Source organism: Shewanella putrefaciens (assembly GCF_016406325.1).
Lineage (GTDB): Bacteria > Pseudomonadota > Gammaproteobacteria > Enterobacterales > Shewanellaceae > Shewanella > Shewanella putrefaciens.
On sequence record NZ_CP066370.1, the window covers coordinates 2,523,938 to 2,544,154 of the forward strand.

Genomic DNA, 20,217 nt, shown 5'->3' on the forward strand with positions numbered 1-20,217 from the left:
GCATTGAATAAATGCTGTGGGCTAGAGGGTTAAGCAGGGATTACGCAGCGCTACGGACGAAGAACTTAGACTTGCCAGTAGCAACAATCGAGCTATCGGCAAGCACACCGCCTTCGATATCAAAGCTACCGAAGTCATCGCCAATCAAGTCCATGCCCGCAGTGGGGCTTGGACTCCACTTGAAAAACTTCAGCGTCCACGGTTTACCTGTGGCATCGTTAACACCGTCAATCACCACTGGAACCACCGCACCGGATTCGGTTAATGCTTGCATCGCATTACCCGCTTTTTTGGTGTAGCTCACTTTAAGAGCTTGGCCTGCGGTGATATTACCTGATGATAAGGCGCGGATACCGCCAGCACTGACCACATAATCAGTGTCTTTAACATAGGTAGTGGCGCCAGTATCGTTAGTGACTTCTGGGTCAACAGTGGTGTCGATCATAAACTTGGTATCGGCTAGGCCGTCCAATACTGCGGTGATTGGCTCATCATCCACTGTGCCAGCAGTTAACACTTCAACTTTACCGCGCAGCGCTAAGGCCATGTTAGCGTTGCTAAAGTCGTTCATGGTGAATGACAATTTAACCGCTTTAACGCGGGTAATTTCGGCCGCATTGCCGCCACCGCCACGGAAGTTTGGTTGGGTTTTGGTTTCTTGTTCGATGGCAATTTTTACGCCTGAGGCGTTGCCAACGTCACGGCCATCAACGTAAACGATGCCTGAGCCGATGTAACTTTCAACGACTGTTTCACTCATAGTGAGTCTCCAAATTTAACGGTATTAACAAGGGATAGGGTGAGCACCGCTAACCCGTGTTTTTCGTGGGCTTCGGGCATGATGTACTTGCAGGGTTCTAGCTCTTTAAAAGTGATCACCAATGGCAACCAACTGAGTTTTTCAACTGTGCGTTCATCTTTGTAAAACGCGGTGCGGATGGCGCGCACAAGGTTAATCAGATCAGCAGTTGGCGTTGGGGTTTTATCAACAGTGATACCTGCCACTACTTGCAGCACCAGATCATCACGATAACTATCAACCCCGTTTTTAGCGCCAAAGCCATCAGTAAACGGTTGCAAAAAAATAAACTGCTTATCCTTGGCTACACCTTGCGCGTAAAAACCTTCGCGCACGGTCGCGCCTTCAACCATTTTTAAACGGTCGATAATTACTTGGATCATGGGGAGTCCTTAAAAAAGGGATAGGAACAGCGAGGCCCTAGGATCTATAACCTAGCGCCTATCTATTCGTATACTGGCCGTATTTACTTCGCAGATGAGCAATAATCGGCGGCTCAATATCGTCGCGGATTTTGCTAAAACTGCCAGCCACTGAAGGGCCGTATAGCGATTTTTGCCCCTTAAGCTTGCGCCAACTGTTATCGCCTTTTTGGCGCTGGAACATGATTTGATTGCCGTTGCGGCCAATCAGGGTAAATGTACCTTTAAACCATATTGGCTGATTGCGCAGGGCGCTAATCATGTGGCCGTCAGTTCTTGAGCCGCCATTTTTGCCCGTGCGAGTTAATGCTCTGGCAAAGCGGGTTAAGGTGCTTGCGCGATAACGGGCGGTGATCACCCCTTTTAAGTTGCGCGGGTCCACACTCACCGAAAGGTGTTGTTCGATGTAACTGCGGGAGTTAAAACCATAGCGGTTAAAGATGGCATCGACCGCCGCTTTTTGCCCAAACTTAATAGTGTCATCAATAGCGCGGTTAATCGCTGGCGCTTGGGCGGCACGGATGCGGTTCAGTTCCTTTGTTACCGCCTCCATGCCTTCAATCTTTATCCGCGCCATAGTCTCACCTTAGTCATTTAAGCTGATATAGATAAAGCGGGTGCTGATGCTATCAAGACTGACTAGCTGTGTAAGTCTGCCTTGCTGTCCATTGGATATAAATGTCCCGTTTTCATCAACGCCGCCTAAGGCAAATTCATCACCCACATTTACTGCTCCATCACTTAGTAAGAACTCTGCTCTGCTGATTAACTCTGGTACATACTCATTAGCGGATGCAGCTATTTCTACTCCGTTATCATCCAAATTCACCAAGCGAACAAATGGCGCGGATCCATCGATTGGGGTAAAAAGGCACGGATCAGCCAAACGCTGAAACACCCGCGCCATTTTACCGTTAACGCGGTCGGCAAAGTGATTGCCCACGTTAGGCATTGATCTTCACCCAAACCGTGGTGGATGGGTTGCCAGCACCAAGCCACGCTTTACCAACTCGCGTGTTGTCTGTTGCAGTGTCGGTGATTACCTTAGCGGTATTGTCCCAATAAACATCATCGCCTTGGCCTATATCAGCGGTATTGGCTTTGGGTAATTCAACAACGCCTTCAGTAATAAATTCGCCAGGCGTGTTTGCTGGGATATTGCATATAGCAACAGCTAGTAGAGCACCGATTAACAATGCTTGCCCGCTAGTCACTGCAACCGTTGGGGTGAACGTGATGGTCTTGCTATCTTGCATGTAATTTTTCATGGGGTTTCCTTAAAAAGTAAAGAAGGTGCTAGGCGCTAGGAATAAAGCCTAGGGCCTAAAAGCTGGATCCCCGCGTCGATAACTGCTCCTGCGTTATTCTATCTCCTGCGTCCATGCAGTCGTTCGCGAGGATGACGGGATAAAACCTAGGCCCTAGAATCTAGAGCCTAGTGCCTAAAATTACACGCCTGTTGATTTAACTAATCCACGGTAATCAAGTGGCGCCACACCCGCATCGATACGCACTTTAGTAGCCACACCGTCAGTGCTGAAGCCATCCATTTGCTCGATGTAAGGCGTGTCGATACCGTCGAGGTATGCCACCTCAATAGTGTCCTCCCCCTGAGCAGCCGCCAGATACCAAGCCTTGTCGCTATTCGCTTTCAAGCGTGGCTCGGAGATCACTTCCACCAGATCTTGAATTGGGTTGGCAATACCTGCGTTAACATCAGAACCTTTAACAGAGCTAGATTTGATGATTTGGATAAACTCACGGCGCAGATTAGGTGGGCACAGTGCAAAGGCGGGCTGAATATTCAGCGCTTCTTCGCCTAATGTTTGCGATTCCATGAGCTCAGATAGCGTGCTAATCGCGGCTACCGATGGCGCACCCGCGCCTAAGTTTTTGTGAGTGGCATGGAACAGCGCCACGTTATCACTCATCTTGACGTTGCCAGTGATGACCGCCCAGAACAGGTTACCCACGGTGCGTTTTGCCGCTTTACCCATGGCTTCAGGGATACCCATCAACATACTCATGTCGTCGTTGATGATCGCCTGACGGGTTAATGTGAAAATCTTACCGTAGGTCGCCAGCATGATTTTTTCACCACGGTCACCGATAGTGCCGTATTTGTACTCAGCACCTTCTTCAACTTTTTCCAATGCGCTGAAATCATTCAGGCCGACACGATGGGAAATTTTGAAGTCGCTTAGCTGCCCCTTCTTGGCGATACGCTCGAAGGACTCAACCTGAGAAGTCCAACCTTTTAGCACTGATTTATTAGCCACATCTAGCAGAATATTGCCAAAGTCAGAGCTTGAATGAGTAAACGCTAGGCCAACCATTTGCATCACATTCATGCCAGCAGTGCCAATACCGCGATCGGCCAGTGATGCCCGCGCCAGTTCGCGCAGGTTATAGCTTGCATAACCGTTATCAGCTTCTGCTTTCGCGTGGCCTGAACGCGCCATTAACTGGGCGCGAATCGAGTCGCCAACTAAGTTACCGTTGCCGGAGTGGATAATCACCCGATTTGGCATAGTCGCCGCTGGCGTGGTGTTTTCGCCAAGCTTAGCCAAGATCATATCTTTGGCTTTATCGGCATCAATGGTCGCATCAGCGATACACTGATTTTTTAACTCTGCAAGTTGCGGGAATGCCGCAAAAGCCGTGTTAATGCCATTCATGCGCGCAGTGTTTAATGCAATCGCCGCCGCTTGAATAGTCGCTGCATCTGGTTGTGCCGCTGGCGCGGGTTGATTTGATGGAGCAGGAACCTGAGCATTTGGCGCAGGAGCGGGTTGTGTTGCAGGCGAAGGAATGTTTCCCTTGGGTGCAAACAGGTTTTTTAGATGTTCAGGCATATTGGTAAAATCCTTAAGACGTTTTGAATTAAGTGATGCCGCCATTTGCAGCGGATCGGTTAGTGTGTTGGCAAAACCTTTTTCCACTGCTTCGCGGCCTGTTAACCATGTTTCAGCGGCTAATAAGGCGTGAAGTTCATCTTCGGGTAAGCCTGTTTTTTGTTGATAAGCCCCGACTAAGTTACCTTCTACTTTGTCGAGTAAATCGGCGTATTTGCGCATATCATCCGCATCACCGAGGGTGCCACCCCAAGGTTTATGGATCATCATCATGGCGTTTTCAGGGATGATGATTTCATCAAAGGCCATGGCAATCACACTAGCCATCGAAGCAGCAAGGCCATCGATGTAGCAAACCTTGTGCGCAGGGTGGCCCTTGATCATGTTGTAAATCGCCATCCCCTCAAACACATCACCGCCTGGAGAATGAATACGGGCGGTAATGGTGCCCACTTTACCTAGTGCCTGCAGATCACGGGCAAACTGTTTAGCTGTAATTCCCCAGCCGCCAATCTCGTCGTAAATCATTAACTCGGCATTGCCGTTTTGTGCCTTGAGGCTATACCAGCTTTTGCTTGGGTGAGACTCGTTGTTAATCTGGCTCAGCGTTGCGGCGGGCGCGATCAGCGTTCCGCTTGGCAGCATTGCGCTTAGCGCTGCTGCCGCTATTGCTATCTTGGTTTTTTTCACTATTTGGATCTCCTAGCGATGGGTCGTTGGCGGTCACCATGTGGTTTTCACGGTTGTATTCCACCTCGCGTTTACGCTGGCGCTTGACTTCGGTTGGGTTGCGTCCTCTGGCGCGGGTCCAATCGGCTTCAGTAGCCACGTTTGCGGCTATCATCATTTCCCAGCCTTCGGCCTCTTTTCTCGGGTCAATCCACGGCATGGTTGGGCCGTAGTACACCGCATCAAATAAGGTGCGAATGTCGATATCAGGCGGCAACACTAAAGGATCCTGCTTGTTGAGCATTTCCATTTTTAAGAAGTTGCGAAACACAGGGCGTGACCAGCCGGCACAAAACCATTGCTGCATAATGCGGTTGGATTCGTCTTGCTCAACTAGCTCTTGGCGCTGGCTTGAATAACTGCCTTTGTAGTCGCGGGCAATGCTCGAGTAACTGCCACGGCTACCCGCTGCAACGGCCTTCATTTGGCCGTTACGAAACTCCACCATATGGACGTTGGGGCGATTTGATTCAATCATCCCGACATCTTCACCGGGCTTTAAATCGTCAAAGGTCATGCCTGGGGCAATGGGGATTTCGCGACTGCTGACGGCATCATCCATCACATAATGACTGGCATCACCGCGCTTGATATAAAACGCCAGCGCAGCGGCTATCCGTGCGGCAACGCGCTCGGATTCTTCGTAATCTTTAATGTCGGCTAAGCGGGTTAAAATGCCGTGGAATATCGATACACCTCGAAGCTGGTGCAAACGCTTGAATAAACCGAGGTGCATCATGTTTGATGCGGCCACGGCTTTGGTTTTGTAACGAAAGCCGACTTGATCAGCGGGGTGATCAAGCAGCACATGATAGTTAACTACCTGCCCCCACGCATTGACCTCAAGCCCTTGGCGTACCCGCTTTGAGGGTTCGTTTGACTCGTAGGGAATAAAGTCGGCTTCTAAGGCTTCAATGCTGTATTGAGTGCCTTGCTCGTTTGGGTGGCCGAACTTCGACACTTTACCCATGACATGCTGACCGAATACATCTCCATCCCGCAGCGCGCTACGCAGCACTAAGCGTTCAAGCTCTGGGCGGCTAAAGCGGCCTGTGACATCACACCTAAGCGACCAAGTGGCGAAACGGCGCTGAATATCATTGGCGAGTTCATCCAAGATCTCGCCGCTAATGCTGCGAGGCTGAGGTTCAACCACAATCCCCTGAGCACCGATCACCCGTTCTTCAAAGCGGTCTAAAATACCGATGCTTAAGTCGTGGTTTTCATCCAGCCAACGGGCTTGCTCACGCAGGCTTTTACCTGCCGCAAATACCGCTTGGTTTGCCCCGCGACTCTCCTTTTTAGCGCGATGCGTGCGGCTTGGATTTGCAGCCTCATAGCCTTTTAGATTGCGGTAGCTCATTGCAGCCGCTTCACGCTGTAATGCTAAACGCGGGGCAAATATCGCCAGCGCATCATTGATAATGCTCATAATAATCCTTGGTGAAGGAATGATGGCCAAAGGCATAAAAGCTGGATCCCCGCGTTCGCGAGGAGGACGAATAATTCCTAGAGTCTAGGGCCTAAAACCTAGGGACTTTTTAACTAAAACTCGCCAGCTTTACCCCGCCTTGTGGGCGGCTGTAGGCTGATAAGCGGCGTTCCCATTCAAGGCGACCTTTGCGGATTTCACCTAGGTCCTCTGTGGTCATCGTCTTGCCGTTGATCGTGGTTTGCTTACCTGCCAACACATCAAGCTCGGCCTGAAAGTACGTATCGATCATCTGTTGGCATTGGGTTTTGGTCATGCTTTTATCCTTGGCTTTATGGCATTAACTACAGCCAACCGCCAGAACTGCCACCACCGCCCCCGTTTAGGTAAGCAGCATTTGCATTGGCCTGTTTTGCGGCTTTGGGTTTAGGTTCTTTGGGTTGGTCGCTTGATATAGCGATCGGGGTAACTTTTGAAAGCTTGTCGAGGTTGATGCCGAATTTCTCTATCGCGATATACAACGCGGCCAATGCGTAGACAAAACAGTCCAGCGCCTCGTTACGGCGCTTGCCCGCATCCCAGCGGTAAACTATGCGGCCATTTTCCCGTTTAGGAATTTTTCGTTCGGCAGTGAGCTGTTGCAGCTCAATGTCGTCACACACGGATTCATTCAACGGGAAGTGAATTGCACCAGGCTTACGCACATCCACATCGGGGTCGATGCGCAACATGGCCATGATTAACTCTTTGGCGTTGTCGGTACCGACTTCGGTTAAGTACACGCCCTTGGCGGTGCGCTTACGCGGGAAGTTAGCAATCGGCTTGCCGTAGACGTTGGCGCCCTTCAGTGGGATCACCCGCATCACGCCAAGTTTTTTACTCATGGCGTAAACATCGTCGGTGTAGTGACCGCCAGAGTCCCAACCCGCTACGCCAATATTTAGGAGCACCCCATCGGCACGGGCGTAGCTTTGGGCTATACGCTCGGCAACTTTGTCTTTTAAGACTTGGCTTGATGGATCGCCATACAGGATAAAGCGGTCAATAAGTGCCACCTCTTTACCCGCGCCCCAGCCCCACACACGGCCCTCATAGCGGTCGTCTTGGGTGTCGATACCACAGGTGAGATACACCACCCAGTTGGGCACTTTGCTACTGGGGTACATTTCGCGGCGGCGTTTTAAATCTTCCCACTCAACGCGCTCGCCCGTGTCGTTATCCCAAGGTAATCCAAGCTTGGTGTTGATAAAGGTTTGGAGCTTTTCTTTATCGCCTTTGGCCTTTAAAAACTCGGTGACCAGTTTTGCCCAGCTGTTGAGCGAGTTATAAGCCGACCAGATATGGATTGAGATATTGGGCGGCGTGGTGATGTCGTTGCCTTCGGCATCGTAAAAATCAATAAAGTCGCGGGTGCGGATGCCGGTGTTTTCGCAAATCCAAATCGCGCTTGGGTGCAACTCCATATCATCATCAAGTTGGTTGTTTTCAATGCAGCAACCGCAGTGCTCACAAAGATAGTAAGCGGTTCTTGGATCATGATCGCCTTTATCATCCTTGCGCCACTTAATCCCGAATGATTCTTCGGCACCGCCCCATTTAAGTGATTGCAGTTCACCACAATGTGGGCACGGTAAATTGAATTTAAAAAAGTGTGGCGATTCACTGCATGCCTTTTCCATTTGGCATGTGCCGAGCACTTTAGGCGTTGATCCCCTGATTGATTTTGGGAACATCGACAGTTCGATACGGGTATCACCTAATGAGGTGGCGTTACCTTCGTGCTCGATGGATTCATCAAAACCCGCTAGCTCATCGTAAATGACATCGTCGGTGGATATCTCACGGTAGTTCGCTGCAGCGGTACCACCGCGCACCATTAAGGTTTTGCCGTTAGTGAAGATTTTATCTTCAAGCGTGCTGTCTTTATGTTTGCGCCCCATCCACGGAGCCAGCTCACGCCAAACAGGGATATCGCGGATCGCCGTTTCAACGTGCTTTTTCATAAAGGTTTTGGCTTGACCATCACGCGGCTGGTAGATCAGCACGTTGCGCTTTTTGTGCTCAATCTTGTAAGCAGCGTTAGCCATCAGCATTTTGGTGTAACCGACACGCGCTGACTTCATTAAGTTAAGCGTGCTTATTTGGTCGTTACCCATAGCATTAAGAATGCCGATTTGAAACGGTAAGCTCTCCCACTTGCCCTCGGTGTAGCTGGACTCCGACGACATATAAAAATGCTCATCGGCGTACTCTGAGCAAGTGAGCATGGGCGGGCGATAAAATCCGCGTAACCCAGCAGCAACGGCAGCTTTCAGATTTTTAATCTGTGCTGCCGATATACTCATGTAGATAATCCTCGATACCCGATGCCAGTTCGGCTACAGTGTTTTGACTTTTAATCATCTCCGCTCTAAATGCATCGATATAGCGTTCTGGAATGTCGGGATATTTGCGCTTCATCCGAATGTGGGTTTGATCCAACACTGGGGCGATTTGGGCAGAGATTCGATTGAGCACAAAGGTACAAAAACCGACTTCAACGACTTCTTGGCGCTCTTTTTCGTTTTTAAGTTCTTGCCCGTCTGCTTGAGCTTTGGTTAAGCGCCAGCGCTCATAGTCGAGATCTGGCTTTTCAGGATCATCCTCATCGGGTTTGCTGAGGTGTTTTTTACGCTCGTTAGCCACGCGATTAGCGACCACATCGGACATGGTGTATAGGCATTCACGGCCTTTTTTGCTGTGAACGGGCACATCCCATTTATCAAACGCTTGGGTACTGATGCCGAGACTTTTGCACAGGTCGGTTTTATTCAGCAGAACAGGCGCTGTCTCTTGTATTTGAATGCGTGCCATTATGTTCATCTACCTGTTTTAACAATGCCGCTTTAAGTTGCATCTCAGCACGATGAAGTTCTTGTTTGCGCTGTTCGTCTTTATCGGCTTGACGTTGTTCACGGCGGCTGCGCAAATCCTGATAAAAAACGTTGGCTAACATGGTGATGAGCGCGAAGAAGATCCCGATCAAAATGGCGATTTCATTCAACGTCAACGCACCTCCGATTGTGCTCATGAGTGACGACATATAGGCGCTAAATGTCAGCGACTTTTGCGTGGTAACATCATTGATGTAGGGATTGCTCATGCTGTTTTTCCGTTCGCCATTTTTCGAGGGTTTGCCAATCGGTATCGCATTTTTTGATGACTGATAGCTGTTGTGTTAGGCAATCTGCTAGGTCGGCGTTTTCGCCCTTGTTGTGTAAAAGGTCACATTCGGCGGGTAAGCACTGGCTGATCAACTCTTTCGGTAGCAGCACATATTGGGTCTGCTTGGTGACTACGGTGCGCACAATAGGCGGCGTGTTTGAGCAGCCGCTGAACATCATCAGGCACGGCAGTATTAGCCCAACTGCGAGTTTGTTCATTTGATGATGTCCTTAGTTTTTTAATGGCGTCGCGCTGGTCGGCAAGCTGGCTTTCAATCTCGGCCTTAGCTTTGGCGGCTTGTTGATTGAGCGCTAAGGCAAAGGCGTAATCCTTTGCGAGTCGGTCACGTTCTTTAGCCTGCGCTTGTAATTCGTCGGTGACGGTCGTGAGGTCATCCTGCAACATTCGCTGGTTGATAGCGGCAGACTCAAGCTGTGAGTTTTTAAGGGCAAGATTTGTTTTGGTGGCGGTGAGGCTGATACCGAGTAATGCAATCACCAGTATCAGCGCGCCGATGATATACAAGTGCAATGTGCCAGTGGCGTTAATGAGTTTTTGGAACATAGAGATCCTTAAGGCATATCGCCTGTTCTTTTTTGCGCCGTACCTCTAAACCAGGCAATTTGACGTTAGCAGCATAAACGAAACCATTGCAGCCATGCTTACCGCAGGCCTCGGTGAGTTGGCGACAAGCGGACACCCGTTCGCCACGCTTTAACAGCTTTAGCAAGGTTGAGGATTGAAAGTTACCCGCGCCAAAGTTGTAAATTAGGCTTAGGTACGCAGCGTGTTCACCTTCGGTAAGTTGCACCGGATATGTAAGGCGACGCAGCTGGCGATCGGCTTTGCCTAAATCCTTGGCGAACATTTCAATACATTGCTGTTCGCTAAAAAATTGGTTGAGTTCAAGCTCGGGGCTTGTGTGCCCAAAGCAAGCGGTGAGGATTTGCACCGGATCAAGATAGGTGTGCAAAATCGGCTCACCGTTCGGCGCTTCGGTTGGGGCAATTAAATTCGCACCCGCCAGCGCGACAGCAGAAGAAAGCCCCAGTGCCATGAGCTTTTGCTTTAATGACATGGGCTACCCCTTAAGATGTTGGTTAGCCTTAGCGCGGCCAACGGTTAGATCATCGGCGAGGTCAATCCGACTCTAACTGCTGATGTTTTTAGTGTTTTTCAACGTCCGTAGTGAGCATGTCTAAACCACGGCAACACAGACCCACCACGGCCACCATTGCAGCGACCGCTTTTGTTCAGCGGGGGTTGGCTAGATATAATCCTTTGAAGCTACTGATGCATTAACGGGGCGCGAACCCGAACTACGTCATGCCGTTATCTTTTCAAGATCGGCCACCTTTCGCTGACTGCGTTGCTTTTGCTTAGAGCAAGGCGAACTCTCTTTTGCGGTTACACCTGTGAGAAATCAGGCGGCGGTTATTGATCACCCCGCAAACCGATTAGCGTTATTTCATGATCCACCCCATCTTGAAAAACAATCTCCAAGCCCAGTTTGGTTGCTAACGCATATTCCGCTTTGGCACCTTTTGAACTCGCCCAGTTATCGAGCAGATAAATCCGATCGCAGCACATCAACATCGGCAAACAAATTGCCATGTACTCGGGTTCGGTTAATCCGTCCGGTAGGGTTGCCGGGTTAAGTACGATATGACCAATCTCGCGCATTACATCGGCAGCCAAATGAAACTCATGGCGGTTGCAATCAATCAACCCAGTCATAGGGCCAGCGATGTAAACCTTTTTGCGCAGCGAAACACGAGCCATAAAAGCACCAAATAAAAAGGCTCCACGAGGGAGCCTTTGAGCGGGAGAGAGTGCGAACCAGAAACGAGGCTTTAGCAAGCGTATATAAATCTACTCTTTTTTAAGGTGCTTGAAAGCGTCAAAGTTGACGCTAAAAGCGCCAAAAGTGGCGCTGACAATTTTGTAAAGGTGTGATATGTGAAAAATCAATCACAGGGATTTTTTCGATTTACTTATCACTTAAGTGATTTTCCAATTTCTATAAGCTCGAATGCATCCCTAATTTTTCCAACAGATCGAATAGCTTTAAACGCAAGACCCCATATCACCACCCCAAATACCACACTGATAATAAAAAGAAATATTCCATCTAGCCCTAAAAAGGAAAAAATTTCTGGTACGACGAACCACTTACCACTATCAAATACATAGATTGCAGGAGCAAAGGCATAAGTACCAATAAAGCCAAAAATAAAATATCTGACAATATGTAAGATATCTCTTGGATAAACCTTGAATCTCCACAATTTTAACTGCCAGTAATTCCCATTAAAAACTATAGATTTCATGTTTTTAGAAAGCATGAGGTACGGAGACCCTTTGACAAATAAATCAAAAGCTTTACTCGGGTTCGCATAACGAAGCAGAACGCTGATTTCATCATATGAAAAATTAAATCGATAAATTAAGCTAAACACCTGCTCTGTTAAGAACCGCTGTTTTAAACTCGCTTTGTTTGAGTTAGAGCTCAACGTGGCTTGAGCTATCTCAAGATTCTTATGTCGAAATTTATTTTTCTCAAAGTGAAAATCTGATAAGTACTTTATGAGAGCAATAAAAACAGTGATTGAAGCGATTATGGTGGTTACGCTTGGAAACGATACCGCTTCACTTAATAAGTTTTTGTCCATACCCAAAGCTCAAATTGTTAGTGCTACTACACTTATAAGATCAAAGTTGATCTATAAGATCCCTGTAAATCTGTTAAGAACAGATTCTGTATTACAAACAATTTAAGCCAAAATATCAACAAGTTAGTTTACATATGGTAGCGAAGGTTGGAATGGTGTTCTAGGGAGTTGATAAAACAACAACTCAACCCTAGAAAATTTTCATATGTAATGAAGCACTGCGCGTCACCGCCCCCGCAGTGCACCGAGCCAGAAGGACCCATTAGTTCAGACTAGATATAACACTTGTAATTCACAGTGTTAAATGTAATCTGATAGATGGCAAAGAGCTACTAGCGAAAGTCTAGATTGCCGACCTCTGACGCTCCCACTCAATTTGGGCTTTGAGACAGAAATGGAACTGCTGTGTACGAGAAAAAATTAGAGACATTATTGCCGTGCTGCTTTGAAATGTATGATTTTATGGCGGCTCACGTTGAGCAACTACAACATCTGGGAGCTATGCCAGAGCTTAAATGGCAAATTGCATTTCAATCAGGCATTTTGTCATTTGAACACGGCCTATCTTCTCTTAAATTAATCTCTGAGGGTTTTACTGCATCGGGCTTTGCATTGATGCGGCCCCAGTACGAAAGCCTAATACGTGGATTTTGGCTTATGTACGCTGATACAGAGGTTTGGGTTAATAAGCTATCAACAGCTGGAAAAATTGGTCCAAATGAGATAAAGAAGCTGGAAACGCCCTTCATTGGGGAAATGCTTAAAACACTTGGAAGTTCGGATGCTCCCCAGCATATTCTTAGTCAGTTGAATGACTTTAGGAGTATTAACAATTCAGCGTTTAACAGTTTTACTCATAGTGGTCTTGTCTCGCTAATCGGCAATGGTGTGGGTTATGAACCTAAGGTAATTTATGATTCACTTCGAAACTGCAATGCTGTCGCTGCTATAAATATGCAAATGTTATCTATTTTGACTGGACACGAGGATGCAATGGAACCAGTCAGGAAAATGCATCATCACTTCAAAGATTGCTTGCCAATTATTCATGGCTAATTACTGTAAATACCATATTCTTACCTATAACAACTCCAATCATTACCCCTGCAACAACTCCAAAAACCTAATGGAATAACTCCATACTTACCCAATTAACCCTATCTCTGCCCTTCTCAGCCAGTACACATATGACTTCTTACTATCGAATCCCATCAAGGCCCATTGGCCTTTGCACACGTAATGAGTGCGGATAGCGCGTCTGCAGTTTGGGGATAGACGCTCAATCATCCGGTCGAACTGGGCCACATGCTTAGGTACGTTCAACTCCTGCACCACCGAGCCACCTCGAGTTAACGGCTCGCCCAACTTATCGCAAGCACTGCGGCCACCATAGTTGCGGCCGAGTTCTTGGAATGCCCAGTAGCGCCCCCAGGTACTCAGGCCTGCGCGCAAAGCCTTTAAGTTGATTAAGTCATCACGAATATCACCTGGCAAAGTCACCCTTACACTAGACTGCTTCATTCGCTACCTCCGTGATCTGCTCAATCGATAAATGAAAAACATCATCCAAAATACTCAGCAAGTGATTGCTCGGCACATTGCTACTGCCACACTCCCAACGTTGATAAGTGCGCCGGCTAATCCCGTAAATCTCGGCCACCTCGTCCTGACTCATCCCCCTAATCGCCCTGCCCGTTTTTAGAATTATTGCCGCGCGATTGCTCATAAAATCACCTCAATTTGTGCCATTGCATACTCCTTAGGGGTTGATGCAACGATCATCACAGCCACCCGCTAGCCATCTGGTTTTGAGTGTTCTGACGATCTAGGGTTGATCTAGGGATTATCTCGGGCGCAACCTCGTTAAAACCGCGCAAAATTAAATGAGCATGATAAGCATCGAGTGCGCTCAACATGCCCTTATCCAAGGTCGAGTGAACATAGGTACGCAAAAGCACAGGCAAGGCATGATTAAGCAGCCGCTCGCCGACCATGGTATCTACACCCATATCGGCAATAATGGTGCGACAAAGCTTTCTCAGCGCATGAGAAGTAAACGCCTTAAAGCGGATCTGTTCACTCCAATACTGCGCAGTACGAATGCTAATCGCCCCCTCATCACCCGGGAACAAAAACGCCCGCTTACCCACATGCTTAACCTGCCACTGCAAGTAATGCGTCAACAACGCCTTAACTGTTGGTGTTAATGGCAACCTATGCTCTTGGCGGTTCTTCGCATTCGATGCAGGGATAATCCACCAATCCCCCGCAAAATGTTCCCAACGCGCTAAGCGAGTCTCGTTAATGCGGGTACCAAACATCAGCATCAACATAAACAACATCGCCACAGGCCAAATCGCATCACGCAGCGCAGTAAACAACGGCCCTAAGTCCGACTCCATCAACTGCGTTCCCACACTCGGCGCCATCTTCAAACTCATTTCCACCCGATACCCCGCCAGCGCATTGCCCTCCACCAAACGCAAATCAGCCGCTGCACTCAGGCAACGCTTAAAAATCTTCACCGCGCTTTTGATGTAGTTAGTCGAATAACCCTCAGCTAACATCGGCTTAACCAAGCGCGTATCAACCGCCACAAACGACAACTCCGCAAGCGATAAATCAGCAAACATACCCAATAAATGCTTATTCACCACCGATTTACAATTAGCCCGCCAACTTGGGCTAAACGACCGATTACCCTCGATATGAGCCAAAAACCACTTAAGCAGATCAACCACAGTCGCAAACTCACCGCGAAGCACCTCAGCACCCAAACTCCGCTTAGCCAACATCACCGGCATATCCTCAACAAAGGTCTTAATGCACATACTTGGCCACACACCTTGCTTTTGCCAAACCGTCTTGCCGCCTTCATTAAGCACCAAAAACACCGAGGCTTTCTTACGATCTGCCGTCGCTCGTAATCGCAACTCAGGAAACTGCGGATCACGATAATCCCGCGTCACCCCACCACGCAGCCAACGGCGAAGTGCCGCATCATTCAGCTTACCAACCTCCACCCCGCTTGCTGGCTTAACCATCATCACGCCTCCAACCTATATTCAAACGTATGCTTAGTGCCTTCACGCAGCCGCTTACAACGCTTATCCAAAGGCATATCGCGAAAACGCGCACTTAACGCAGTTTCGCTATCGCACTTACCAAAGCGGGTTAAACACTCCTGTTGAATTTCAAACAATGTCCAATAACGAGAGCCGGTGATGATCTTCGCCAAGCGCTCACGCTGAGTCAGTGGTTTATTCGCCATCGTTTGCCCCCTTAAGCCCAAGGTTTGCCCGTAAATTAGCAATAATTGATTTTGCCTTTGCCGCCTCAGTGGGCCGTGTCACCGTTTCAGGTAATGCCTTTGGCAACTCAATATCAGTCAACTCGCCACGACTAAAGCGACGGCACAGCACTTTGTAATTGCGCTCAAAGGTCATTAACACATCCTTTTCAAGCCCTGTTGCAAACATCCAACTGCCCGTCTCGCGCACCGCTAAGCGCACCACATCATGGCTCCACGTATGCTTATCAGGGTGATGGTAATGGCGGGTTGCTTCCTTAAACGCCGCCTCTAACGTGGGCAGCCCCAAATCACACGCCGTCGGTTGGCACCACAAAGCAAACTGGCGCGGTGTCGGCCAAAACTGCCTATCGCCCTGCTCACGTCTAGCGCGATTTAACCCCGCTTGCACTTGCTCGCGGCTACGTATCCCTTGTATCGCCAAGGTTTTAAGCCACTCGGCTTTGTGGGTCGCTTCGTCCTCAGGCCGTGGCGCACTCACAGGGAACAACACCCGCAATTTGCTAAACACGCTATCCACAATCGCCATATCCATTGCCGTAGGCTCAGGTTGCGCCACCCGCGCGCCCTGCCCAACCAGCGGCTGGCGGATTAAGGTTTGCAGTGATTTCATGCTCGTATTTTGCTTGGCAGTCATATCAAAGGGTCCTCAGGGTCATACACCGCATGGCGCCAATCCCGTTGCCCAACGGTGGTTGCCATCGGTCTCGGCAACGGCGTCAGCCAATGGCGTTCGCGGATAAACTTGGTAATACCCAACACAAACTTGCCCTCAGACGCAAAGCCCCAACTCGAGTCAAGCGCCACGGCGTTCTTAAGCCACGACACCGCCAACACACAATCGTCATCGGTTAACTTTTCCGACTTCCACGCCTTCCACGCAGCCGCATCCGTCCCGCCCTTTCGATGGAGCGGATACGCTTTAAAAAACGCATTGAAAACCGACTTAGAGCAACTTGCAGGACAAGACTCTTTTAAAGATTCATTGACTGGTTCAAAAGAGTGACTGATTCCGGTGCTATCTGGTGGCACAGGGGGTGTGCTATCTGGTGGCATACCTATGCTATCTGGTAGCACAGGGGGTGCTACCTGCTGGCATAGGGTAAGCGTGTAAATATTGGATTGATTACCCTTTGGGCCCTTGCGCGATTCAATCGTCAACAGCCCAGCTTCGGCCAGTTCCGCAATATGTTTTCGTACCGTGCTTTTGCCAATCTCACACTGCTCAGCAATGTGCTGATAACTCGGCCAGCACTCGCCTTGGTCATTCGCATTATCAGCCAGCTTAATCAACACCAGCTTACGCAGCGGATTACCCACTTTGGCCTTCATCGCCTTAACCATCAATTCCATGCTCATAGCACACCGCCTAACTGCGCGGCAGCCAGCAAAAAATTGACGAAATACCCATGTATACGTAACATGTAATCGCCTCTCTATAGGTATTAAGCCCGCGCTTAGTCGCCAAACTTCAGCGGGCTTTCTTATTTCAACAACTCACATAGCAAAGGAACTGCCATGACTAAAGCCCACCGAACAAAAGAACTTTACGAACAAAGCCAAAGGCTTCACGCAGAGCTTGGCAAACAAGCGTATTCACTAGACGTATTTGGTGACGCACTGGCCGAGCGCGAAAAATATAAAGGAGTGTCAGGCATTGACGCTGTACACCTGTATATCTGCTTAAAATTTTGCTGGAAGCCAAGCGATGTTCGAGCGATGACCGAGCAAGACCTTCGATTCTTACTGACTCAAGAAATGCACAATTGGACCTTGCCAAAAGAAGCGCGCGTGTAGACTCACAACCCGAAGCCTCAGCCTGTGACTTCAAACAGGCCGCCTTACAACGCAAAATGGCAATTTGATTTCGAACAACAGGATCTAAATCATCCAAACAGTTACCATCAATTTGATTTGATGACATACCCCCTCCCTATAGATATTAAGCCCGTGCTTAGTCGCCAAACTTCAGCGGGCTTTCTTAAACTAAAACAAGGACGTCTTATGGCCATACTATGTGTTACCTATGATCTAAAATCGCCCAACCAGAACTACCAAAAAGTGAGTGAATATTTACAAAAATTCAATCATTGCAAAAAGTTAGAGTCTTTTTGGCTAATCGAGACGAACAGTACAGCTATTACAATTTGTGAAAAATTAAACTCACTTATCGACAGCAACGACATCATTTTTGTTGCTCCGATTCAGCGCAGTTGGGCGTCTGTAAACTACCCTTGCCATGAATGGTTGAACTCACCTGAGCGCGTTTGGTAGCACCATAAGGGAGTCCATCAACCTTAAATTGGACTCTCATTAATTTTGCTAAAACACTAAGCAATTTAATTCTCAACATTTCGCGTCCCCTCTAAGCAACAAATCAAACATTCAGGATCAAACATACCCCCTCCCTCTCTAACGATATTAAGCCCGTGCTTAGTCGCCAAACTTCAACAGGCTTACTCGTTACTGCCTTCGGCCAACTTCTCGCTTTGGCGTAACGCACACTTGGGTAAATCGGTTGCCCGCTTGCCCACCAAAAACGGATACGCCAATTCAAGCGCCGCCATACTGCCCTGCGTGGTCGCGGCCGACTCCTTAAGTTCTTTATAAGCCAGCAGAACTTCGTCTTTACTTGGGTTAGCCACCAAATGAATCACCGCAATTTGCGCCTCGGCGTTCTCTTTAGTCAGTTGCGCCGCCATATCGGCCACATGCAACACATGGCCATCACTCATACGGTCGGCAATCACCGTAACCCCTGTGCAGCCAAACACATCATTGAGATACTGCACTCGCAAATGCTCAGGCAACGCCGCCACTAATGCCTGTTCAATATGGAACAAGCGATCAACCTGCGGATGCTGCCCCTCATACTGCCCAAGCCAACGGAACAGCTTTTGCGCATTTACCCGCGCGTTGTTATGAACATCATCAGTGCGCGCAAAGCTAATGCCCTCGGCGGCCAAAACTTCGGTCAACCCAAGGCGCTCAACCGCCGCCACAAAATCCATTGCCAAGTTAAAGCGGCTCATTTTGGGTAGCTCTAACACCCGATGGATGGTCCTCATTAACAAACTCAAACGGCTATCGCGTTTATGTGAACTGGTTTTCATGCTCCCTTTCCTCCTTAAGCCTAAAGTGAACCTAAGCCGCACTCGACGACTTTGGGTTATCTAAAACAACAACGGGGTTAACCTTCAGTGCGCCGTCAGTTAACCTCTCAATCTGGAAAGCGCGAAGCTCTGGAACATCAGAACCCCACTGGGCAATTGCTGATTTTGAAATCGTCAGCGCCTTAGCGAGTTTTGATTTGTTACCAAAGTAGGAGATTGCATCTTTTGTTTTCATCAACGAACTCCGAATAGTGAACCCCAAGAAGGTTAAGAAAACTATACCATTTTGTCAACAAAAGAAAAGGTAACTTGACCAAGTTAAAGTTAAGATAGCTTTACTATGATGAATGAACGTATTAAAGAAAGACGCAAAGCACAAGGGTTAACTCAACCCGCGCTTGGCAAAATGATTGGCGTTACAAAAGCCACGATTTCGCTTTGGGAAGCAGGTACAACCTCGCCCAAGGGCGAGAACCTTTACGCGTTGGCTAAATCGTTGAATTGCTCTTCCGAGTGGCTTTTGTATGGTGAAGAAAAGCAGAGTAAACCAGAATCAAACGCCGAATTTATTGGCGGTTTTGAAACTTGGGGAAGAGAAAGCCCATTAGGTGACGATGAGGTAGAGGTACCGTTTTACATGGAAGTAGAGCTAGCTGCCGGTGCAGGTATAACAGATATTCGTGAATATACAGGTCCGAAACTGCGCTTTGCAAAATCCACTTTAAAGCGACAAGGCGTTAGCGCGTCCGATGCAGTGTGTGTCAAAGTGAACGGCAACAGCATGGAGCCAGTATTACCAAATGGCTCAACCGTTGGTGTAGATACCTCACACACTGAGATTGTTGATGGAAAAATGTACGCCATTAATCACGATGGTATGCTGCGTGTAAAAATGCTCTACAAGTTACCAGGTGGCGGCATTCGACTACGCAGCTATAACCAAGATGAATGGCCAGATGAACATTTAAGTTTTGAACAGATAAAACAAATTAAAATCATCGGTAAAGTGTTTTGGTATTCAGTTTTAATTTAATACATTATAGCCGTCTAAGTTTTTTCTCCAAATAATAAACGAAAACACCTATATATTCTTTAAATTTACCATCTTCATCAAGCTGTCTATATGAATCTAAAATTCTTTGAATTTCGGATTTAGTTCTTTTATGAGGTTTTGAATCTAGTTGTTTTTTTAACCCACTTAATGCCGCTGCACGATTCCTTTTAAGGCGAGATTCATTTAAATTTAGAACATTATTAAGCTGAACATCGAAATCAGCATCGCTAGATGAAATTACTCCATAATCATTGTAATATATCAATAGCTTGATATTATCATTTGGATTTGCGGGTGAAAACTTTAATGATTGATTTCCTTTTTTTGTATCGCAAGTTTGAAATTTTTGTGGCTCCCCTTCATTACCACTACAACAACCCAGCATATTCTTATAATCTAATTGTCTATCGGCGAATTGACTCTGGCATTCCCAATGTTCAATTTTCATATTTCCAGCAGATATTCGTCGCATGCAATAAGCACAAATAAACCCTTGCTCATTCAATAATGTATCTCTGATATTATTTTTGACTTCTGTAAAATTAGGGCCATCATATTCTGCTCCATTACTTAATTTGTATTGAGTCAGAATACTGGGAGCTGGTAACTTAGATATAACAATCATTA

Annotated in this window: 28 protein-coding genes; 3 read left to right on the forward strand and 25 right to left on the reverse strand. The window is 47.8% G+C overall.

Annotated elements, in window-relative coordinates:
• Positions 1 to 40 precede the first annotated feature (40 nt).
• The 16 genes from JEZ96_RS11240 to JEZ96_RS11310 all read right to left on the reverse strand — a co-directional run bounded on the left by JEZ96_RS11240 (position 41) and on the right by JEZ96_RS11310 (position 12,113).
• Positions 41 to 760, reverse strand: coding sequence for a phage tail tube protein (locus JEZ96_RS11240; RefSeq protein WP_061783449.1), 720 nt, complete (start codon positions 758 to 760; stop codon positions 41 to 43).
• On the reverse strand, positions 757 to 1,182 hold the full coding sequence (locus JEZ96_RS11245; RefSeq protein WP_025007776.1) for a hypothetical protein: 426 nt from the start codon (positions 1,180 to 1,182) through the stop codon (positions 757 to 759). The genes JEZ96_RS11240 and JEZ96_RS11245 overlap by 4 nt, the downstream gene beginning before the upstream one ends.
• 58 nt (positions 1,183 to 1,240) lie before the next feature.
• Positions 1,241 to 1,798, reverse strand: a complete 558-nt coding sequence (locus tag JEZ96_RS11250; protein ID WP_025007775.1) for a hypothetical protein — start codon at positions 1,796 to 1,798, stop codon at positions 1,241 to 1,243.
• Between the two features lie 9 nt (positions 1,799 to 1,807).
• On the reverse strand, positions 1,808 to 2,173 hold the full coding sequence (locus tag JEZ96_RS11255) for a hypothetical protein (RefSeq protein ID WP_025007774.1): 366 nt from the start codon (positions 2,171 to 2,173) through the stop codon (positions 1,808 to 1,810).
• Positions 2,166 to 2,489, reverse strand: a complete 324-nt coding sequence (locus JEZ96_RS11260) for a DUF2190 family protein (protein ID WP_061783448.1) — start codon at positions 2,487 to 2,489, stop codon at positions 2,166 to 2,168. The genes JEZ96_RS11255 and JEZ96_RS11260 overlap by 8 nt, the downstream gene beginning before the upstream one ends.
• 180 nt (positions 2,490 to 2,669) lie before the next feature.
• The gene (locus JEZ96_RS11265; protein ID WP_233058875.1) at positions 2,670 to 4,766 is read right to left on the reverse strand and encodes a ClpP-like prohead protease/major capsid protein fusion protein; all 2,097 of its coding nucleotides are present in this window, start codon (positions 4,764 to 4,766) and stop codon (positions 2,670 to 2,672) included.
• Positions 4,669 to 6,237 (reverse strand): phage portal protein, encoded by a 1,569-nt coding sequence (locus JEZ96_RS11270; RefSeq protein WP_128090061.1) that lies wholly within the window; start codon positions 6,235 to 6,237, stop codon positions 4,669 to 4,671. The genes JEZ96_RS11265 and JEZ96_RS11270 overlap by 98 nt, the downstream gene beginning before the upstream one ends.
• Positions 6,238 to 6,346: 109 nt before the next feature.
• A complete protein-coding gene (locus JEZ96_RS11275) occupies positions 6,347 to 6,553 on the reverse strand; it encodes a hypothetical protein (protein ID WP_025007771.1) in 207 nt (68 codons plus the stop codon).
• Between the two features lie 28 nt (positions 6,554 to 6,581).
• Positions 6,582 to 8,582, reverse strand: a complete 2,001-nt coding sequence (locus tag JEZ96_RS11280) for a phage terminase large subunit family protein (protein WP_061783445.1) — start codon at positions 8,580 to 8,582, stop codon at positions 6,582 to 6,584.
• Entirely contained in the window at positions 8,557 to 9,090 is a 534-nt protein-coding gene (locus JEZ96_RS11285) for a terminase small subunit (RefSeq protein WP_025007769.1), read from the reverse strand. Before JEZ96_RS11285 ends, JEZ96_RS11280 begins: the two co-directional genes overlap by 26 nt.
• The gene (locus JEZ96_RS11290; RefSeq protein ID WP_025007768.1) at positions 9,044 to 9,379 is read right to left on the reverse strand and encodes an HP1 family phage holin; all 336 of its coding nucleotides are present in this window, start codon (positions 9,377 to 9,379) and stop codon (positions 9,044 to 9,046) included. The genes JEZ96_RS11285 and JEZ96_RS11290 overlap by 47 nt, the downstream gene beginning before the upstream one ends.
• The gene (lysC, locus tag JEZ96_RS19690) at positions 9,357 to 9,620 is read right to left on the reverse strand and encodes an Rz1-like lysis system protein LysC (protein WP_420877343.1); all 264 of its coding nucleotides are present in this window, start codon (positions 9,618 to 9,620) and stop codon (positions 9,357 to 9,359) included. Before lysC ends, JEZ96_RS11290 begins: the two co-directional genes overlap by 23 nt.
• Positions 9,502 to 10,005: a hypothetical protein gene (locus JEZ96_RS11295; protein WP_061783444.1), complete on the reverse strand. Its 504-nt coding sequence runs from the start codon at positions 10,003 to 10,005 to the stop codon at positions 9,502 to 9,504. Before JEZ96_RS11295 ends, lysC begins: the two co-directional genes overlap by 119 nt.
• Positions 9,986 to 10,519, reverse strand: coding sequence for a lysozyme (locus JEZ96_RS11300; protein ID WP_025007766.1), 534 nt, complete (start codon positions 10,517 to 10,519; stop codon positions 9,986 to 9,988). Before JEZ96_RS11300 ends, JEZ96_RS11295 begins: the two co-directional genes overlap by 20 nt.
• A 356-nt stretch (positions 10,520 to 10,875) precedes the next feature.
• Positions 10,876 to 11,223 carry a DUF4406 domain-containing protein gene (locus tag JEZ96_RS11305; RefSeq protein ID WP_061783443.1) on the reverse strand — a complete coding sequence of 116 codons (348 nt, stop codon included), beginning with the start codon at positions 11,221 to 11,223 and terminating at the stop codon, positions 10,876 to 10,878.
• A 215-nt stretch (positions 11,224 to 11,438) separates the two neighbouring features.
• Positions 11,439 to 12,113: a hypothetical protein gene (locus JEZ96_RS11310; RefSeq protein WP_025007764.1), complete on the reverse strand. Its 675-nt coding sequence runs from the start codon at positions 12,111 to 12,113 to the stop codon at positions 11,439 to 11,441.
• Between the two features lie 405 nt (positions 12,114 to 12,518).
• Here JEZ96_RS11310 and JEZ96_RS11315 point away from each other — a divergent pair, with 405 nt between their 5' ends.
• The gene (locus JEZ96_RS11315) at positions 12,519 to 13,169 is read left to right on the forward strand and encodes a DUF6988 family protein (RefSeq protein WP_025007763.1); all 651 of its coding nucleotides are present in this window, start codon (positions 12,519 to 12,521) and stop codon (positions 13,167 to 13,169) included.
• Positions 13,170 to 13,256: 87 nt separating this feature from the next.
• Here the strand turns inward: JEZ96_RS11315 and JEZ96_RS11320 are convergent, their stop codons facing one another.
• The 6 genes from JEZ96_RS11320 to JEZ96_RS11345 are packed head-to-tail and all read right to left on the reverse strand — an operon-like array spanning position 13,257 to position 16,782.
• Positions 13,257 to 13,634 (reverse strand): hypothetical protein, encoded by a 378-nt coding sequence (locus tag JEZ96_RS11320; protein ID WP_025007762.1) that lies wholly within the window; start codon positions 13,632 to 13,634, stop codon positions 13,257 to 13,259.
• On the reverse strand, positions 13,621 to 13,839 hold the full coding sequence (locus tag JEZ96_RS11325; protein ID WP_025007761.1) for a helix-turn-helix transcriptional regulator: 219 nt from the start codon (positions 13,837 to 13,839) through the stop codon (positions 13,621 to 13,623). The genes JEZ96_RS11320 and JEZ96_RS11325 overlap by 14 nt, the downstream gene beginning before the upstream one ends.
• Positions 13,840 to 13,894: 55 nt before the next feature.
• A complete protein-coding gene (locus JEZ96_RS11330; RefSeq protein WP_370670796.1) occupies positions 13,895 to 15,163 on the reverse strand; it encodes a tyrosine-type recombinase/integrase in 1,269 nt (422 codons plus the stop codon).
• A complete protein-coding gene (locus JEZ96_RS11335; RefSeq protein WP_025007759.1) occupies positions 15,160 to 15,384 on the reverse strand; it encodes a hypothetical protein in 225 nt (74 codons plus the stop codon). Before JEZ96_RS11335 ends, JEZ96_RS11330 begins: the two co-directional genes overlap by 4 nt.
• The gene (locus JEZ96_RS11340; protein ID WP_025007758.1) at positions 15,374 to 16,060 is read right to left on the reverse strand and encodes a replication protein P; all 687 of its coding nucleotides are present in this window, start codon (positions 16,058 to 16,060) and stop codon (positions 15,374 to 15,376) included. Before JEZ96_RS11340 ends, JEZ96_RS11335 begins: the two co-directional genes overlap by 11 nt.
• Positions 16,057 to 16,782 (reverse strand): helix-turn-helix domain-containing protein, encoded by a 726-nt coding sequence (locus JEZ96_RS11345; protein ID WP_025007757.1) that lies wholly within the window; start codon positions 16,780 to 16,782, stop codon positions 16,057 to 16,059. The genes JEZ96_RS11340 and JEZ96_RS11345 overlap by 4 nt, the downstream gene beginning before the upstream one ends.
• Before the next feature lie 159 nt (positions 16,783 to 16,941).
• On the opposite strand from JEZ96_RS11345, the gene JEZ96_RS11350 reads away from it, so the two are divergent.
• On the forward strand, positions 16,942 to 17,220 hold the full coding sequence (locus tag JEZ96_RS11350; protein WP_025007756.1) for a hypothetical protein: 279 nt from the start codon (positions 16,942 to 16,944) through the stop codon (positions 17,218 to 17,220).
• Between the two features lie 659 nt (positions 17,221 to 17,879).
• Here the strand turns inward: JEZ96_RS11350 and JEZ96_RS11355 are convergent.
• The gene (locus tag JEZ96_RS11355; RefSeq protein WP_025007754.1) at positions 17,880 to 18,536 is read right to left on the reverse strand and encodes a hypothetical protein; all 657 of its coding nucleotides are present in this window, start codon (positions 18,534 to 18,536) and stop codon (positions 17,880 to 17,882) included.
• A 31-nt stretch (positions 18,537 to 18,567) separates the two neighbouring features.
• Positions 18,568 to 18,771 carry a Cro/CI family transcriptional regulator gene (locus JEZ96_RS11360; protein ID WP_025007753.1) on the reverse strand — a complete coding sequence of 68 codons (204 nt, stop codon included), beginning with the start codon at positions 18,769 to 18,771 and terminating at the stop codon, positions 18,568 to 18,570.
• Between the two features lie 105 nt (positions 18,772 to 18,876).
• On the opposite strand from JEZ96_RS11360, the gene JEZ96_RS11365 reads away from it, so the two are divergent.
• Positions 18,877 to 19,569 (forward strand): S24 family peptidase, encoded by a 693-nt coding sequence (locus tag JEZ96_RS11365; protein ID WP_061783186.1) that lies wholly within the window; start codon positions 18,877 to 18,879, stop codon positions 19,567 to 19,569.
• 4 nt (positions 19,570 to 19,573) lie between these two features.
• Here JEZ96_RS11365 and JEZ96_RS11370 read toward each other — a convergent pair whose 3' ends face one another.
• Complete coding sequence (locus JEZ96_RS11370; RefSeq protein ID WP_025007752.1) at positions 19,574 to 20,215, reverse strand: HNH endonuclease family protein; 642 nt, start codon at positions 20,213 to 20,215, stop codon at positions 19,574 to 19,576.
• Between the last annotated feature and the right edge of the window lie 2 nt (positions 20,216 to 20,217).

What these genes read in the sequence shown, in the direction of transcription:
- JEZ96_RS11255 (WP_025007774.1), bottom strand. Translation starts at nt 2,173, where the DNA reads ATGCCTAACGTGGGCAATCACTTTGCCGACCGCGTTAACGGTAAAATG.
- JEZ96_RS11320 (WP_025007762.1), bottom strand. Translation starts at nt 13,634, where the DNA reads ATGAAGCAGTCTAGTGTAAGGGTGACTTTGCCAGGTGATATTCGTGAT.
- JEZ96_RS11290 (WP_025007768.1), bottom strand. Translation starts at nt 9,379, where the DNA reads ATGAGCAATCCCTACATCAATGATGTTACCACGCAAAAGTCGCTGACA.
- JEZ96_RS11345 (WP_025007757.1), bottom strand. Translation starts at nt 16,782, where the DNA reads ATGAGCATGGAATTGATGGTTAAGGCGATGAAGGCCAAAGTGGGTAAT.
- JEZ96_RS11250 (WP_025007775.1), bottom strand. Translation starts at nt 1,798, where the DNA reads ATGGCGCGGATAAAGATTGAAGGCATGGAGGCGGTAACAAAGGAACTG.
- JEZ96_RS11280 (WP_061783445.1), bottom strand. Translation starts at nt 8,582, where the DNA reads ATGAGTATATCGGCAGCACAGATTAAAAATCTGAAAGCTGCCGTTGCT.
- JEZ96_RS11260 (WP_061783448.1), bottom strand. Translation starts at nt 2,489, where the DNA reads ATGAAAAATTACATGCAAGATAGCAAGACCATCACGTTCACCCCAACG.
- JEZ96_RS11245 (WP_025007776.1), bottom strand. Translation starts at nt 1,182, where the DNA reads ATGATCCAAGTAATTATCGACCGTTTAAAAATGGTTGAAGGCGCGACC.
- JEZ96_RS11365 (WP_061783186.1), top strand. Translation starts at nt 18,877, where the DNA reads ATGATGAATGAACGTATTAAAGAAAGACGCAAAGCACAAGGGTTAACT.
- JEZ96_RS11370 (WP_025007752.1), bottom strand. Translation starts at nt 20,215, where the DNA reads ATGATTGTTATATCTAAGTTACCAGCTCCCAGTATTCTGACTCAATAC.
- JEZ96_RS11295 (WP_061783444.1), bottom strand. Translation starts at nt 10,005, where the DNA reads ATGTTCCAAAAACTCATTAACGCCACTGGCACATTGCACTTGTATATC.
- JEZ96_RS11310 (WP_025007764.1), bottom strand. Translation starts at nt 12,113, where the DNA reads ATGGACAAAAACTTATTAAGTGAAGCGGTATCGTTTCCAAGCGTAACC.
- JEZ96_RS11285 (WP_025007769.1), bottom strand. Translation starts at nt 9,090, where the DNA reads ATGGCACGCATTCAAATACAAGAGACAGCGCCTGTTCTGCTGAATAAA.
- JEZ96_RS11275 (WP_025007771.1), bottom strand. Translation starts at nt 6,553, where the DNA reads ATGACCAAAACCCAATGCCAACAGATGATCGATACGTACTTTCAGGCC.
- JEZ96_RS11240 (WP_061783449.1), bottom strand. Translation starts at nt 760, where the DNA reads ATGAGTGAAACAGTCGTTGAAAGTTACATCGGCTCAGGCATCGTTTAC.
- lysC (WP_420877343.1), bottom strand. Translation starts at nt 9,620, where the DNA reads ATGATGTTCAGCGGCTGCTCAAACACGCCGCCTATTGTGCGCACCGTA.
- JEZ96_RS11335 (WP_025007759.1), bottom strand. Translation starts at nt 15,384, where the DNA reads ATGGCGAATAAACCACTGACTCAGCGTGAGCGCTTGGCGAAGATCATC.
- JEZ96_RS11270 (WP_128090061.1), bottom strand. Translation starts at nt 6,237, where the DNA reads ATGAGCATTATCAATGATGCGCTGGCGATATTTGCCCCGCGTTTAGCA.
- JEZ96_RS11325 (WP_025007761.1), bottom strand. Translation starts at nt 13,839, where the DNA reads ATGAGCAATCGCGCGGCAATAATTCTAAAAACGGGCAGGGCGATTAGG.
- JEZ96_RS11340 (WP_025007758.1), bottom strand. Translation starts at nt 16,060, where the DNA reads ATGACTGCCAAGCAAAATACGAGCATGAAATCACTGCAAACCTTAATC.
- JEZ96_RS11360 (WP_025007753.1), bottom strand. Translation starts at nt 18,771, where the DNA reads ATGAAAACAAAAGATGCAATCTCCTACTTTGGTAACAAATCAAAACTC.
- JEZ96_RS11350 (WP_025007756.1), top strand. Translation starts at nt 16,942, where the DNA reads ATGACTAAAGCCCACCGAACAAAAGAACTTTACGAACAAAGCCAAAGG.
- JEZ96_RS11300 (WP_025007766.1), bottom strand. Translation starts at nt 10,519, where the DNA reads ATGTCATTAAAGCAAAAGCTCATGGCACTGGGGCTTTCTTCTGCTGTC.
- JEZ96_RS11305 (WP_061783443.1), bottom strand. Translation starts at nt 11,223, where the DNA reads ATGGCTCGTGTTTCGCTGCGCAAAAAGGTTTACATCGCTGGCCCTATG.
- JEZ96_RS11355 (WP_025007754.1), bottom strand. Translation starts at nt 18,536, where the DNA reads ATGAAAACCAGTTCACATAAACGCGATAGCCGTTTGAGTTTGTTAATG.